The 13,924-nt window shown below is 44.6% G+C and carries 9 protein-coding genes; all 9 read left to right on the top strand.

Annotated elements, in window-relative coordinates; genetic code table 11:
* The first annotated feature begins 55 nt into the window (after positions 1–55).
* The 9 genes from LJ707_RS10980 (at position 56) to LJ707_RS10940 (ending at position 13,603) form a co-directional block, all read left to right on the top strand.
* Entirely contained in the window at positions 56–3,355 is a 3,300-nt protein-coding gene (locus LJ707_RS10980; RefSeq protein WP_228950879.1) for a TonB-dependent receptor, read from the top strand.
* A 238-nt stretch (positions 3,356–3,593) separates the two neighbouring features.
* Positions 3,594–4,445 carry an AraC family transcriptional regulator gene (locus LJ707_RS10975; protein WP_228950878.1) on the top strand — a complete coding sequence of 284 codons (852 nt, stop codon included), beginning with the start codon at positions 3,594–3,596 and terminating at the stop codon, positions 4,443–4,445.
* Positions 4,446–4,605: 160 nt separating this feature from the next.
* Positions 4,606–6,681, top strand: a complete 2,076-nt coding sequence (locus LJ707_RS10970; protein ID WP_228950877.1) for a beta-galactosidase — start codon at positions 4,606–4,608, stop codon at positions 6,679–6,681.
* A 204-nt stretch (positions 6,682–6,885) separates the two neighbouring features.
* Positions 6,886–7,371, top strand: a complete 486-nt coding sequence (locus LJ707_RS10965) for a cyclophilin-like fold protein (RefSeq protein WP_228950876.1) — start codon at positions 6,886–6,888, stop codon at positions 7,369–7,371.
* A gap of 106 nt (positions 7,372–7,477) precedes the next feature.
* Positions 7,478–8,167, top strand: coding sequence for a hypothetical protein (locus tag LJ707_RS10960; RefSeq protein WP_228950875.1), 690 nt, complete (start codon positions 7,478–7,480; stop codon positions 8,165–8,167).
* A gap of 196 nt (positions 8,168–8,363) precedes the next feature.
* Positions 8,364–10,835 carry a TonB-dependent receptor domain-containing protein gene (locus LJ707_RS10955; protein WP_228950874.1) on the top strand — a complete coding sequence of 824 codons (2,472 nt, stop codon included), beginning with the start codon at positions 8,364–8,366 and terminating at the stop codon, positions 10,833–10,835.
* Positions 10,836–10,842: 7 nt separating this feature from the next.
* Positions 10,843–11,838 (top strand): GTP 3',8-cyclase MoaA, encoded by a 996-nt coding sequence (gene moaA, locus LJ707_RS10950; protein WP_228950873.1) that lies wholly within the window; start codon positions 10,843–10,845, stop codon positions 11,836–11,838.
* 33 nt (positions 11,839–11,871) lie between these two features.
* Complete coding sequence (locus LJ707_RS10945; RefSeq protein ID WP_228950872.1) at positions 11,872–13,002, top strand: XdhC family protein; 1,131 nt, start codon at positions 11,872–11,874, stop codon at positions 13,000–13,002.
* Positions 13,003–13,018: 16 nt separating this feature from the next.
* A complete protein-coding gene (locus LJ707_RS10940; RefSeq protein ID WP_228950871.1) occupies positions 13,019–13,603 on the top strand; it encodes an NTP transferase domain-containing protein in 585 nt (194 codons plus the stop codon).
* The last annotated feature ends 321 nt before the right edge of the window (positions 13,604–13,924 follow it).

Below are 13,924 nucleotides of genomic sequence, written 5' to 3'. Positions count from 1 at the left end.
TTATAGATCATTACAATCACGCAGTACTGTTACCGGTACTTTAACAAATACTACAATGAAAAGGAAATTTACCTTTAATACCCTTGTTTTGCTTTTTTTTAGCGTGCTGGTATTGTTTTTTGCAACCCATGCCAGTGCCCAGGAAACAAGCGCCGGGCTTCGCGGCCGGGTTACAGATGCATCCGGTCAAACCTTACCAGGCGCTACGGTTACCGCGGTACATACAGCATCGGGTACCCGCTATGCTACATCTACCGGGGCTGACGGGCGGTTTAACCTGCCTGGCTTACGCGTAGGCGGCCCATACTTAATTGAGGCAAAATTTTTGGGAATGAATACCGAAACACGACCCGTTGAGAAGATCAGCCTGGGTGAAGCCCTGACGATCAACTTTGCACTGAGCGACAATACCAAAACGCTAAGCGAGGTGGTAATAAAAGCACAAAAAACCGGCCCAAAGGCTAATAATTATGGAACGGGGCAAAACATTTCACGTGACCAGATCAAAAACCAACCCACTATCAGCCGGAGCATTACCGATATCACCAAGCTTGTTCCGCAGGGATCGAAAGATAACTCTTTTGCAGGTACCAACTTCAGGTATAACAACGTAACCATCGATGGCGCGATCAACAATGACGCGATTGGCTTCAGCCCCTCGGCCGGCGGGCAAACCGGCGCCTCGGGCATGCCGGGTTCATCAACCCGTACCAACCCGGTGTCACTCGATGCCATTGAGGACATACAGGTTTACCTGGCCCCTTATGATGTTAAGATCGGTAATTTTACGGGCGGCAGCGTGAACGCGGTTACCCGTTCGGGCACCAATACGGTGCATGGGTCAGTTTATGGTTTCGGGCGTAACGCTTCATTAGTGGGGCCTGATCATACCGGTACGGAGCTGAACAGGAAACTACCATCCTCCTTTTACGATTATCAAACGGGTTTCAGACTGGGTTTTCCATTGATAAAAAATAAACTTTTCTTTTTCACCAATGAAGAGATCACCCGCCGGCGCGACCCGGTATTGCAGGTGGCCGGCAGCCCGGGGTCATCAGGCATCCTCAGCGCTGCTGATGCGCAAAAAATCAGCGATTATTCCATTCAAAACTATGGATTCGATCCCGGAACGGCAGGATTGTACAACGCAACGTCTAACTCGATCAAATTTTTTAACCGGTTAGACTGGAACATCAATGACAAGAATCAACTGGCCATTCGCAATAACTATATCCGGTCTGATGCCATCAATATGGAGCGCGACCAGTTAAATTTCCGTTTCGGCAGCATTGCCTATAAACAAAACAACAACCAAAACTCCACCGTGGCCGAACTGAAAACCAGGTTCAATAATAATTTTTCGAACAGCGCGGTGGTAGGTTACAGCCATATCCATGATTACCGGACACCGACCGGGGATCCGTCTTTTCCGCAGGTACAGATCGTTGGCCGCACACCGGGCAGTACCATTTTTTTCGGTACAGACCGGGAGGCGTCGATATTTAACATGAAACAAAGCACCATCGAGATTACCGATAACCTGGTGTGGAATTTGGGTAAACATACACTAACCGCCGGTACACACAACGAGTTATACAAGATCAACTATGGCTTTGTAAATGCCTGGAACGGCAGGGTGACTTATCAAAGTATCGACGATTTTCTGAACAATAACCCGCAACGGGTACAGGGCAGTTACAGCTACACCAATAACAACCGGGATTATTTGCTGGCCAACCCGGGTGCAAACTTTAATGTGAACTTTTATAGCGCTTATGTTCAGGATGAGATACAAATTACTGACAGGTTCAGGTTTACACCGGGTATCAGGTTTGACTACCAGGACATACCTACCAAACAGATATTGAGCGATAAAACGCGCAACGCATTTACCGATCCTTATTTTGGAACAACTTATACTTACACACCTTTGAACCAGATAAGCGGGAATTACCTGGGCAAAGTACAGGTATCCCCAAGGGCTGGTTTCCGTTTTGATGCCCGTGGCGATCAAAGCCTGGTATTACGCGGCGGCCTGGGTATGTTTACTTCACGTATACCTTTCGCCTGGCTGGGGTATGCTTTCTATAATAACGGCAACACCTTTGGTGCTTACGATCAGCGAACGAACGGTAATCCGCCCTATGTATTTGTCGGCGATCCGCTTAAACATCAGCCCGGTACCGGCATAGGCGGCTTTGCCGGCCAAAACGGACAGATCACCAATGATGTAAATGCAGGTAAAACACAGGTAGATGTGATCGCTAATGATTTTACCATGCCCAAAGTATTGCGCGGAAGCTTAGCGTTGGATTACAGGGATAAAAATGGCTTTAAATACAGCCTGGAGGGTATCTACACCAAAACCATTAAAGACGTTATTTTTAAACAAGTAAATATAACCGATAACCCTACTTATTTTGCCTATGATACGGCGGCTACGCAACGCAAACAACCCATATTTCCGGGCCAGAATTCACGTAACCCGCAATTTGCGAACGCTTACGAAATGAGCAATACCTCACAGGGCTATCGCTACAGTATTACCGGGCAGGTTTCAAAAAACTTTGATAATGGTTTTGGTTTTAGCGCCGCCTACACCTACGGCCGGTCAAAAGATATCTCGAACGGTATCCGTAACTCGTTTGAATCCAATTGGCAACTGAACCAGGCGCTGAACCCGAATGACCCGCAACTGGCCAATTCCAATTTCGATATCCGTAACCGCATCGTGATCAGTGCCAACTACCGTAAGGCCTGGAATAAAATGTGGGTGAGCAACTTCGGGCTGTTTGTTACCGCGCAATCAGGTAGCCCGTTCACTTATGGTTTTGTGAACTATACCCCGCAAAACACCCCGCAGCAAATCGGCCTGGCTTACATCCCGGCTAAAGGCGAAACCATCAACTTTTTTGCCGCCACGCCAACACAGACCGCCCAGCAGCAAGCTGAGGCCTTCGACCGTTTTATTGATGGCAATGACTACCTGAATTCACGCCGGGGCGGCTTCACCGAGCGTAATGCTGCCCGAACGCCGTGGAACAATAACGCCGACTTTCACTTTGCACAGGACATTAATTTTGACAATCAAAAAAGCACCGCTATACAACACACCTTTACCATAAGTTTAGACATCATGAACTTTACCAATCTGATCAATAAAAACTGGGGCAGGGTATATTTCTCACCCAATACCTATAACTCTACCTCAAGCGTAGGCCTGGTACCCTATATACCGGCACGGTCGTCGCAAGGGTATCCGCTATACCAGTTTGTTGATCCGGGTAAACCTTATTCGGTTGATCCGTTGGCTTCGAGGTGGCAAATGCAGTTGGGTGCCAGGTATACCTTCTAAATATAAATTCAAAAGGCAGGTTTTTTACCTGCCTTTTATGAGATAATATCCAAAGGCCTGTACAATCATTAAGCAAATCAAACCGAATCATCCACTTAGCAAAACGTTTATGATCAACATACTTTTGTGATAATGATAATCCCTTTATGCTTCAGGTTAACTGTGAGATAATTTCTGTCTAAATTGAATTTTTATTTGATTTTCTTAGCTTTGATTTATGTCAAACCAGATTAAAAGAATGGAACAAGCAATTAAAACAGAGCACATTACTAAGAGTTATGGTTTCAATGCATCCTGTTCTGATGAAACAGATAGCGTGGTTAGAACATACAGCAGAAAGGATTTTTATAAAGTATGCCTGTATCGTGGTAAATGCATAATTGAATATGCAGACCGAGGAATTGAACTCGATGGACTCACTTTGTTTTTTGGAACACCGCACATTCCGTATTCATGGGAAGATATTGAAAAAGAGAAAGCATATTCAGCACTGTTTACCGAAGAATTTTTAAAAACAAATAACAATTCAGAAAGCCTACAGCAGTCTCCGCTGTTTAAAATCGGAGGTACCCCGATATTTAAGTTGAATGAAGAACAGGGAAAATCGATCACTGATATTTTTGAAAAGATCATTACTGCTTACCATACTGATTATATTTATAAAAGCGATCTGATCCGCAGTCATATCAACTTGATTATCCATGAGGCGCTGCAGATGGAGCCATCCGCAAGCTATACAAAACACAAAAACGCCTCATCGAGGGTAACTGCACTATTTTTGGAACTACTGGAGCGTCAGTTTCCAATCGAATCGCCACAAAATCCATTAAAACTTCGTAACGCTGCAGATTTTGCCGGAAGCCTGGCAATACATGTAAATCACCTTAACAGATCTGTAAAAGAAGTTACCGGGAGGCCTACTACGGCACACATTGCAGAGCGGATTATTACTGAAGCAAAAGCATTATTGAAGCATACAAATTGGAGTACAGCCGAAATTGCTTTTAGCCTGGGTTTTGAATACCCTACCTATTTTAATAATTACTTTAAAAAACTGACAGCAACAACGCCTACGGCATTTAGGGGTTAGTTATTCGAAAGAATGGCGTGATCACTATTACCTCCGCGTTCCGTAAACACTTTACTTGGACGTGGCGGTACTGAATGCTGTAGTAATAGAAGACTGCACGTTTTAACGAGTGCGTTTGATAGAAAAAGACCTTGATATTTAATTCCGAAAATTAAGCCTCATGAATTATTTTAAATTATTTACCTGCATTTATTTGTTTTTCGTCTTTAACGTTAAGCCTGTATCAGCACAAAAATTCAGTACCGGCAAGTTATTGTACGGTGTAGCATATTATGATGAGTATATGCCTGCTGAACGCCTGGATAAAGACGTAGCGATGATGAAAGCAGCGGGGATTAACGTGGTTCGGATAGCTGAATCCACCTGGAGCACTTTGGAACCGCGGGAGGGGGAATTTAATTTTACCCATATCGATCGCGTATTGCAGGCCATGAATCATGCCGGTATAAAGGTAATTATTGGTACACCAACCTATGCTATACCAGCCTGGCTGGCAGCAAAGCATCCGGATGTGCTGGTTACTACATCTCGCGGGCAGGTTGGCTACGGTACAAGGCAGAATATGGATATTACCAACGAACATTACCTGAAAGCGGCTGAGCGTATAATTCGTAAATTACTGGAACATGTTAAAGATCATCCTGCTGTAATAGGATACCAATTGGATAACGAGACCAAAGCTTATGGAACTGCCGGGCCTAACGTTCAGAAATTGTTTGTGTTGTATTGCAAACAAAAATTCCAATCGCTTGATACGCTTAACAAAATATGGGGCCTTGATTACTGGAGCAACAGGATCAATAGCTGGGACGAGTTTCCATCAACAAACGGAACCATCAATGCCAGTATGGCTGCCGAGTTCGCAAAGTTCCAGCGTAAACTGGTTACTGATTTTTTAGCCTGGCAAAACAATATTGTTGCAGAGTACAAACGCCCCGAACAGTTTACCACCCAAAATTTTGACCTTGGATGGAAAGGTCATTCTTTTGGCGTTCAACCAGAGGTTGACCACTTTGCAGCGGCCGCACCACTGGATGTTGCCGGGATAGACATTTATCATCCCTCCCAAGATGAGTTGACCGGGGTAGAAATATCGTTCGGGGGAGATATGACACGTTCAATGAAAGGTGGTAAAAACTATTTAGTGCTGGAAACCGAGGCGCAGGGTTTTCCGGAGTGGGTTCCATATCCCGGACAATTGCGTTTACAGGCTTTCAGCCATTTAGCTTCCGGGGCAAATATGGTTGAATACTGGCACTGGCACTCTATTCACAATTCAGCGGAAACGTACTGGAAGGGTTTGTTAAGCCATGATTTTTCGCCTAATGCAACGTATAACGAAGCAAAGGTCATCGGGAAAGAATTTGAACGCCTGAGCCCACACCTGATTAATCTGAAGAAAAATAATGAGGTTGCAATTCTTTTTAGTAATGAAGCCCTGACTGCCTTTTCTAACTTTAGCCAGGGGATGTCCTACAACGACATTCTAAGGTCTTTTTATGACGCCTTTTATCGAATGAATGTAGGAACTGACCTGGTTGACCCATCAAGTAAACATCTTGAAAAGTATAAACTGATCGTGGTGCCGGCCTTATATGCCGCACCGGATAGCTTGTTGCGCCGGCTAAATAACTATGTTAAAAACGGTGGCCACATTATCTACTCCTTTCGGAGCGGATTTTCAGATGAGAACGTTAAAGTACGTAGTACACGACAACCGGGTGTAATTGCGGAAGCCTGTGGTATAGGATACGACCAGTTTACGATACCAAAGAACGTTGGGGTACGAAGCAGCAGTTTTGATATTACCGAAGAAGATGCGCAAGCCAGGCAGTGGATAGAACTGATTACGCCTACAACAGCTAAGGTTTTGGCATATTACAAGCATCCGGTATGGGGTAAGTACGCAGCCATAACAGAGAACCAGTTTGGCAAGGGTAAGGCAACGTATATAGGGTTTATGCCTTCACAGAGTTTGGTAAGTAAAATTATTGATGACGCTGTGAAAAAGGCACAGATCAGCAGGGATAGTGACCTGAAATTCCCGCTGATCAGCAAATCCGGCATGAATGAAAAAGGCAAACAGGTCCATTTTTATTTTAATTATTCAGCAACACCAAAAGCAGTTAAGTATTTCCGTAAAACAGGCAGGGAATTACTTTCAGATAAAGATATTGCAACGAACAGCAGTTTTGAGATCGGCCCGTGGGATTTAAAAATTATTGAAGAAAACTAATTGGCATTAAGCGCTCCATTCATCATTAACAATGATGTTATCATGACAGACCTCATGCTATAAAATTAGTTATACCTTCATTAAAAATCCAGCGGAATAAAGTCGTTAATAGCCAACCCACAACATAAGGTTAATGTTTGAAACCCTTAACCTTATGTTTGAATATCTTTATATCAGCGGCCGGTGATCAAGTAATTTTGTATTATGAAAAAGATAATACCATTACTTTTTTTTGCCTTTATGTTAAACAGCGCCTTTACCTCGTGCAGCAAAAACGGAGATGATATGAATACTGACACCGATACGGAAAATAGCGGCACCGAACCCAATGTTCCTGCCGGAAGGATCACCATCACCGCGGGTGGCCAAACCTATAACGCAACACTGGCTAATAATGCTACAGCCAGGGCGTTTCTTGGCCGGCTTCCGTTAACGATCAATATGCAGGATTTGAATAATAACGAGAAATATTTTGATTTTGCCGAAAGCCTTCCTGCTAACGCCTCAAATCCTGGCACCATAAACAACGGAGATATTATGCTTTACGGCTCAAATACGTTGGTGCTGTTCTACAAGGGGTTCTCAACATCCTATAGTTACACCAGGATTGGCCGGGTAGACAATCCATCCGCACTCCAGGCGGCATTGGGTACCGGAAACAGCACGGTTACATTCGCGGTAAACCCGTAATACTGTATATATCAATTTTTATAAATAATTAAACTCCGATAAAAACAGGCCAGCGAATTGGCCAGCTTTTACAGAGCAGGCTATCTTTTACAGATAAAAATCAAATATGGACAGAAACCATTTTTTAAAGAAAAGCCTTTTAGGCTTGGGTGCTATGGCAGTATTGCCAATGGCTGTTTCATCGTGTTCTAAAGGCCGTGAGGGCAATAATTCGGACATGATAGATACAGGCAATGCTGGCGATTGTGCGCTTTCGCCAGCCGAAACACAAGGCCCTTTCCCTATAAGAACGCCTGCCGAATATGTACGTGCAAGTATAATTGGCGACAGAACAGGTATCCCTCTTTTAATGAATTTAACTATTCAGGATCAAAGCAATAGTTGCACACCGCTTGCTAATGTATTAGTAGATGTGTGGCAATGCGATAAGGATGGGTTATACTCTCAATACAACACGCAAACGGGTGCCAATTACCTGCGCGGAAGGCAAACTACCGATAATAATGGGCAGGTATCTTTCATTAGTATATTCCCGGGTTGGTATCGGGGCAGGGCACCGCATATACATGTTGAGGTGTTAACGCCCGGTGGCAACTCGCTACTGGTTACGCAAATCGCTTTTCCGGTTTCCGCTTATACAGCAGTTTATGCTACAAACGATTATAACGGCGCGCCGGATACCTCCAATACCCAGGATAGTATATTTGCCGATAGCCTGAGCAGGAATATGGCTGATTCAATTACCGGAAATATTACGGATGGTTATACCTTAACTAAAAGGATTGTTGTAGCATAATAACAGAAAGGGTCAAAATTTGTCAGGAACATCGTTGTTCATTTTGGCAATAACGATGTTCTCTTACTTCATAAAAGCGATGTGCAGTTTTACTAAAACCGGTTATTTTTTACTGATACTTTCGTTTATCACGTCAATATCTTTTGCCCAAAAGTTGCCGATTAAAAACACGGCGAAAAAAGTAGATTCTAATTGGGTGCATCACTTAGACGAGGTTGTCGTTTCAGCTTCGCGTACTGAAGAGAGTATTCTGAAATCCCCGGTAAGCATCGAGAATATAAACGCTAAGTATTTTAAAAGCACTGCTTCGCCCTCATTCTTTGACGCGCTTGAAAATGTAAAGGGCGTGCAGATGCTTACACCCAGTTTAGGTTTCAAGATCATTAACACCCGCGGCTTTGCAAATACCACCAATGTTCGCTTTACTCAACTGGTTGATGGTATTGATAACCAGGCACCGCACATCGGCGCGCCAATAGGCAACGCCATGGGGCCAAGCGATCTGGATATCGAACGGGTAGAGATCATTCCCGGAACAGCATCGGCCTTATATGGACTGAATGCCGTTAACGGCCTGGCCAACTTTATTACCAAAAACCCGTTCACCAGTACAGGTATTACTATACAGCAAAAAACAGGCATCAACCATGTAGGCGATAACAATTCCAATGTCAAACCTTTTTCAGAAACCAGTTTAAGGATCGCTGAAAAGTTATCCGATCGTTTCGCCTTTAAGATCAATGCTACTTACACCAAAGGGTATGACTGGATAGCCGATAACCGGACAGACCTGAACCCAAATGCCAATGCGGGGGTTAACATACCCGGCGGCATTGATAACCCTGCCTATGACCCGGTTAACGGTTACGGCAACGAATCATCAAACCGCCGCACTATCACGCTACAAGGAAGGCGTTATGTGGTAGCCCGAACCGGCTATGCCGAACAGGATGTAACCGATTACAATATCCGGAACATTAAAGCCGACCTTGGCCTCTATTACAAGCTAAGCCCGAAAACTACAATTAGCTATACTTATCGTTTAGCCAACCTGGACAATGTTTACCAGCGTGCCAACCGGTTTGCGCTGAAAAATTATGTGCTGCAACAACATGCTGTCGAAATAATGAACGACATTTTCCAGGCGCGTGCTTTTGTAACCAGCGAAAATACCGGCAAGTCATACAACCTGCGTTCAGCCTCCGAAAATATGGACCGCCGTTTCAAAACAGATGATAACTGGTATACCGATTACACCACCGCGTTTAACAGCGCCACAGGCGTAGCCGGAACCTCAACCATACAAGCACTTAACCAGGCAAGGCTTGCTGCTGATCGCGGCAGGTTACAGCCGGGTACAACCGCGTTTCAAAACACATTGAATGAACTGGCCGATATTAATAACTGGGACCAAGGTGCTGCACTGCGCGTAAAAGATGACCTGGTACATGGAGAAGCCCAGGTAGATATTACTAAAGCCCTTGGCGGCAACTTCAGGCAGCATACCGGCCTGGAATTACTGGCCGGGATGGATTATCAGGCCTATATTATCCAGCCGGACGGTAACTATTTTGTGAACCCGGTAGGCGGTGATCCAAACAAGACCTTTTCCTATGGTAAAACCGGCGGCTTTGTACAGGTAGGCAAAAACTTATTTCACGAGATGCTGAAACTGACCGCAACCCTGCGAGCAGACAAGAACGATTATTTCCGGGTCAAATATAACCCCCGATTTACGGCAGTGTTGACCCCGGATGATCATCAGAGCGTCCGCATGTCATACCAAAGCGGTTCCCGTTTTCCCAGCATTTTTGAGGCTTACTCCAATGTTAATAGTGGCGGCGTCAGGCGGGTTGGCGGGTTGAGGGTCATGTCCAACGGCGTATTTGAAAACGCCTACCTTCGCAGTTCTATTGATCGTTTCCAGGCCGCGGTAACCAACGACTTTAATAATGGCGGACTAACGACGGCGCAGGCTATCGAACAGGAAAAAGGTTTGCTCGTCAAAAACTATTACAGTTACCTCCAACCGGAACACATCAAATCCCTTGAGCTGGGTTATAAAGGCATTTTCCTTTCACGCACATTAAAAGTAGATGCTGACGTATATTACAATAAGTATAACAACTTCATCGCGCAGATCGAGATGAACGTTCCGGGCACCACCCGGCCGGATTCGATACCCTACTACCTGAATAACCGGAGCCAGCAAAGCCGCTACCGCATTTATACCAATTCGCGCAGCGTGGTATACAACTATGGTGGCAGCCTGGGTTTAAGTTACCTGTTTATAAATAAATACACACTTGGCGGTAACGTTGCTTACGCTAAATTAAGCCGCACCAACAATTCGGACGGGTTTGAGGATGGTTTTAATACCCCGAACTGGATCACCAATGTTTCCTTTGGTGGTGAGCATGTGGTCAGCAGCCTGAGTTTTAACGTCACTTACAAACACCAAAGCAGTTTCTACTGGCAGTCGTTTTTGGTAAACGGCGATGTTAAGGCTTACGGCAATATAGATGCACAGGCTAATTATGACTTTTTAAAGGAGCATCTGAATGTAAAACTCGGAGCTACCAACCTGCTTAACCATTATTACAACTCGTATCTGGGCGGACCTTATATTGGCGGGTTATATTATACTACCCTTACCTATAAATTATAAAATATACATGAGCGGAACCCAATTAATTGATCAATACGGGAGAAAGCTGGATTACCTGCGGCTATCGGTAACGGACCGCTGTAACTTCCGGTGTTATTACTGTATGCCTGAAAAAGGGATCAATTTTGCACCGCGTACAGAACTGCTTTCATTCCAGGAAATGTATGACCTCGCCGCCATTTTTGTGCAGCTTGGTATCAAAAAAATCCGTATTACCGGTGGTGAGCCTTTTGTTCGCAACGGAATTATACCTTTCCTCTACCGCTTATCCGCTTTAAGTAAACCGGAAGAAATTACCATTACCTCTAATGGCACTTTGTCAGCTAAGCATCAGTCTGCATTAAAAGAGATGGGCATCCGCAAGATCAATATCAGCCTGGATTCTCTTGACCCGGTTCGCTTTTTCAGTATCACCCGCCGGGACTGTTTTCAACAGGTTTATAAAGGTATCTTTGATTTGCTGCAAAATGGGTTTGAAGTAAAACTGAATTGCGTAGTGGCTGAAAACAAGAATGTAGAAGATATTATGCCTTTTGTTAAACTAACTAAAGATTATCCGCTATCGGTGCGCTTTTTAGAGGAAATGCCGTTTAATGGAAGTGCAGAAAGTAATGAAAGGATGATGTGGGACCATCAAAGGATCTATGACCATATCAGGTTGCATGAGGCAGCCATCATTCCTCTTATTGATCCTGTTAATTCTACTTCAGTTAATTACCGGGTTAATGGCTACCAGGGAACCTTCGGCATTATCCCATCATTCAGCCGAACTTTTTGCGGTACCTGTAACCGTGTAAGGTTATCAGCAACAGGCGAATTGCGAACCTGCCTGTACGGGCCGCCGGTTGCAAACCTGCGTGATCTGATCCGTAATGGTGCCGATGTCATAGATATCAAAGAAGCGATACAACAAGCCCTGAGTTATCGGGCCAGGGATGGGTTTGAAGCAGAAAAATTGAGCGGATCAAATATTCACACCTCGATGTCTTCATTAGGAGGCTAAACAAAAATGGCATTCACGAAATTATAACCCAACATGAAAGAGCTTACAGCAATCATAAAAGCTTTTGACCAGGCAGAAAAACTCGGAAAAAAAGCGGCACTGGCAACCGTGGTACAGGTTGAAGGATCTTCGTACCGCAGGGCCGGTGCGCGAATGCTGGTTACTGAAGATGGTGAGTTGACCGGGGCAATTAGTGGTGGTTGCCTGGAGGGAGATGCTTTGCGCAAAGCCCGGCTGGTGATAAGCCAGCAAAAAGCCATGCTGGTTACTTACGATACCACTGATGAAGACGATGCCAAACTGGGTGTAGGCCTGGGTTGCAACGGCATCATCCAGATACTTATCGAACCGATCAATGCCGGGGAGCCATTAACCCCTATCCGTTTGCTCCGTTCGTTTTTGAGCAAACGTGATCCTGCTGTGCTAATCACTGTTTTTAACATGGATGACCGGCAGAAAACGCAATTCGGCACATGCATGCTGGTTGAAAGAGGGGGGCATGTTACAGGTGAACTGAACCACGAGATCATGTCCGAAGAAATTTTAAACGATGCGGTACACGTGCTTCAGGAGGGTAACCGGGATCATAAAACCTACGTTTATAAAAACGGCTATACCTGCTTTATTGAACTGCTGGAACCTGCGGTATCACTCATTATCGCAGGGGCAGGAAACGATGCTTTGCCTCTTGTTGAAATAGCCAAGGTTTTAGGTTGGACCGTTACCCTTGCCGATGGCCGGGCCAATTACAACACCCCTGAAAGATTCCCAATAGCCGACAAGCGGATCATTGCAAAACCGGAAGCGGTAATGAAAGAATTACAACCGGACGAACGCACGGTTTTTATGTTGATGACCCATAATTATAATTACGATCTGGCATTGCTGGAACAGTTACTGCCATTAAACCCGCCCTATATTGGGGTATTAGGCCCCAAAAAACGGCTCGACCGGATGATCGAAGAACTAACTTCATCTTTACTATCCGCAAAAATACCCGAAAACCTGCATGGGCCGGCAGGCTTGGATTTAGGTTCAGAGAACGCCGAAGAAATAGCCCTTTCTATTGTTGCCGAAATTCAGTCCGTTATGAAGCAACGCGATGGTAGGCCCCTAAAAGAAAAAGTGCTTGTTCATAAACGTACAGAAGTTCAAAATCACTAAAGGCGGAGAATTAAAAATGTTAAGTATAGTCATATTAGCCGCGGGTGCATCCAGCAGGCTGGGCAGGGCAAAGCAGAATTTAATCGTCAAAGATCTGACCTTGCTGCAACAAGCAGTGATCAATGCTCAGCAGGTCAGCCATAATGTGGTTGTTGTGTTGGGCGCTGATCATGAGGCTATAGCCGGTACCATTGATCATCTGGAGCCAACAATTTTGCATAACGCGGAGTGGGTGGAAGGAATTGCATCGTCTGTACGGAAAGCGATATGCCAGTTATCTGACGACCTGAAGCTCCGGGCCGTGCTATTTATGGTCTGTGATCAGCCATTTGCAAATGCCGGCTTCTTACAGTTAATGGTGGATACGGCCAAAGCGTCTGACCGCAATATCATAGCAAGCGGCTATGGCCATACCATCGGTGTGCCGATACTATTTAAAAGAGCCTATTTTGATCACCTTAAAAATTTGAAAGGAGATGAAGGTGCTAAGAAAATAGCGATCACCCACCCGGATGACCTACTCGTTATCCCCTTCCCCGAAGGCGTTATCGATATTGACACCGAACAGGATTACCAGGCTTTTAAAAAATATGGAGATTAATATTATCAACTTCGGCAGTATAACCGAAGTGATCACTGATCGGTGTGCGGAGCATGGTTAAAAAGGAACTGCCTATCTGGAGGAAGGAAGTATTTGAGGGCGAAACGCATCAATGGAAATAAAATACCTGAACAACGATTGATATATATTATTCATACATAGCATTCATCAGCACAAAAGTCATGCTTTTAGCAGTGTTTGAAAATTGCAGCGTTTTGTTTGATTTTCTTTATGGCTAAACAACTCCTAAATGATAGTTTTATGAATAAAAAAACAACCCGGATTCTAACTCGGTTAATATATTCTAAAACATTAAAGGAT

Origin of the sequence: Mucilaginibacter sp. UR6-1 (genome assembly GCF_020880975.1) — a bacterium.
Taxonomy (GTDB): Bacteria; Bacteroidota; Bacteroidia; order Sphingobacteriales; family Sphingobacteriaceae; genus Mucilaginibacter.
The sequence above is the reverse complement of the archived record's forward strand: the minus strand, read 5'-3'. Positions and strand labels throughout refer to the sequence as shown.

Bases quoted from the DNA above. Each gene is read 5' to 3' on its own strand.
- LJ707_RS10980 (WP_228950879.1), top strand. From the start codon at position 56: ATGAAAAGGAAATTTACCTTTAATACCCTTGTTTTGCTTTTTTTTAGC.
- LJ707_RS10975 (WP_228950878.1), top strand. From the start codon at position 3,594: ATGGAACAAGCAATTAAAACAGAGCACATTACTAAGAGTTATGGTTTC.
- LJ707_RS10970 (WP_228950877.1), top strand. From the start codon at position 4,606: ATGAATTATTTTAAATTATTTACCTGCATTTATTTGTTTTTCGTCTTT.
- LJ707_RS10965 (WP_228950876.1), top strand. From the start codon at position 6,886: ATGAAAAAGATAATACCATTACTTTTTTTTGCCTTTATGTTAAACAGC.
- LJ707_RS10960 (WP_228950875.1), top strand. From the start codon at position 7,478: ATGGACAGAAACCATTTTTTAAAGAAAAGCCTTTTAGGCTTGGGTGCT.
- moaA (WP_228950873.1), top strand. From the start codon at position 10,843: ATGAGCGGAACCCAATTAATTGATCAATACGGGAGAAAGCTGGATTAC.
- LJ707_RS10945 (WP_228950872.1), top strand. From the start codon at position 11,872: ATGAAAGAGCTTACAGCAATCATAAAAGCTTTTGACCAGGCAGAAAAA.
- LJ707_RS10940 (WP_228950871.1), top strand. From the start codon at position 13,019: ATGTTAAGTATAGTCATATTAGCCGCGGGTGCATCCAGCAGGCTGGGC.